Source organism: bacterium (assembly GCA_035559435.1).
In the GTDB taxonomy this organism is placed as follows: Bacteria; Zixibacteria; MSB-5A5; order WJJR01; family WJJR01; genus JACQFV01.
Genome location: DATMBC010000051.1, coordinates 1 through 1705, shown reverse-complemented (window position 1 = coordinate 1705; position 1705 = coordinate 1). Strand labels below are relative to the sequence as shown.

The 1705-nt window shown below is 64.0% G+C and carries 2 protein-coding genes; one reads left to right on the top strand and one right to left on the bottom strand.

The window, feature by feature from the left end; all coding sequences use genetic code 11:
• Positions 1-541: hypothetical protein (locus VNN55_05795; protein ID HWO57059.1), on the bottom strand; the 541-nt coding region annotated here is incomplete at its 3' end.
• 259 nt (positions 542-800) lie between these two features.
• Between VNN55_05795 and VNN55_05790 the strand changes: the two genes are divergently transcribed.
• Positions 801-1705 (top strand): sigma-54 dependent transcriptional regulator (locus tag VNN55_05790; protein HWO57058.1); only part of this gene is annotated, 905 nt, incomplete at its 3' end.

The following is a 1705-nucleotide window of genomic DNA, read 5'->3' as shown; positions in this document are numbered from 1 at the left end:
GGAGGGCGACTTCGACGGCGTGTCCGAGCCGTGAAATGCCCGTGACCTGCGCGCCGTAGTCGGCCGCGAGCCAACCGGACACCTCTTCCAGGTTGACGTGGGGATAAAGTCCAATGGTGAAGTGCGGCAGGCCATCGGCGCCCACCGCCCATTCGGGAGTGACACCGTAGACGGACAGCACTTCGGCGATCTTGTCCTCCGCACGCAAGGCGCCGACCCACTGAATGCCATGCGCTTCCAGCTGCGCTATGCTGACGTCCGCGGGAATCGAAGCAATGAAAGCGTTGTCGGGCAGATAGCGCTGCAACCGGACACCGAGCCCGTTGAGCGCGGCGCGCTGCGATTCGGTCGGGATGGATTCAAATTGGACAATGCCGCCGCGGATGCCGGTGGCGGATTTGAGGAAGGCCTCGCTGTCGGCCACGGTCAGGTGGCGGTCGCCGGTGCGCAGACGCAGCGGATGCGGCGATGGCCCTTTGGCGGCATGGGTACTGACATACAAAGTGGCGGCAACGGCCAGCAGAAGTGCGAGGGCGGGCACAAGACGGCCCCGGAGGCGCGCGGCAAACATCACATCTCTTCCTTCGGTTGAATCACATGGAAACAACAGGCAGACCGTTGGCGGGATACCAGGGCACCGGCCCCACACCCCACCGCCAATTTAGCCGGAAATCGCGTCCTGTCAACGGGTAAGCGGTGGCGGGCTGACAGTCGCCCCCGACGGATCGCCCCTCAACCCCTGCGGCTCGACGGCCGATAAACCAATAAGACCCGAATCCGGAACAAGGGAGCATTGCAAAATGCCAGACCGACAAAGCCTTCGGCAACGCATCCTGGTGGTCGACGATGAATCCTCGCTGTGCGAGATGATGCGGATCATGCTCGGCAAGGAAGGGTACGAGGTCGAGACCGAGCAGAGCGGCGTCAAGGCGGTGGGACGTCTGGCGGACGCCAGGTACGACCTGGTAATCGCCGATCTGAAGATGCCCGAACTCTCCGGCTTGGAACTGCTGGAGAAGGCGAAGGAGACCCATGCCGAGATGCCGTTTATCGTGATGACGGCCTTCGCGTCGGTGGACACGGCGATCGAGGCGTTGAAGAAGGGCGCCAGCGACTACATCACCAAGCCGTTCAAGGTCGACGAGATCAAGCTGGCGATTCGCAATGCGCTGGAAACCTCGCGGCTGAAATCCGAAAACCGCCAGTTGCGCCAGCGGCTGGGGGAGGCGCTTTCGTTTGACCGCATCCTCGGCACCGCGCCGCCGATGAACGAGGTCAAGCGCACCGCCGGGCAGGCGGCCGCCTCCGACTCGACCATCCTGATCCGCGGCGAAAGCGGCACCGGCAAGGACCTGTTGGCGCAGGCGATCCACGAGCATTCGCCGCGCCGCGAGAAACCCTACATCGCGGTCAACTGCGGGGCGCTGCCGGAGACGTTGCTGGAAAGCGAACTGTTCGGGCACGTGAAGGGATCGTTCACCGGCGCCATTCGCGATCATGATGGGTTGTTTCGCGCGGCCGACGGGGGGACGCTGTTTCTCGATGAGATCGCCGAAATCAGTCCGGCGATTCAGGTGAAACTGCTGCGGGTGCTGGAAGACAAGAATGTGACGCCGATCGGGGCGACGTCGGGGCGCACGGTCAATGTGCGGGTGATCGCGGCGACCAACGCCGATCTGGAAGCGGCGGTGGCGGCGCGGCGGGT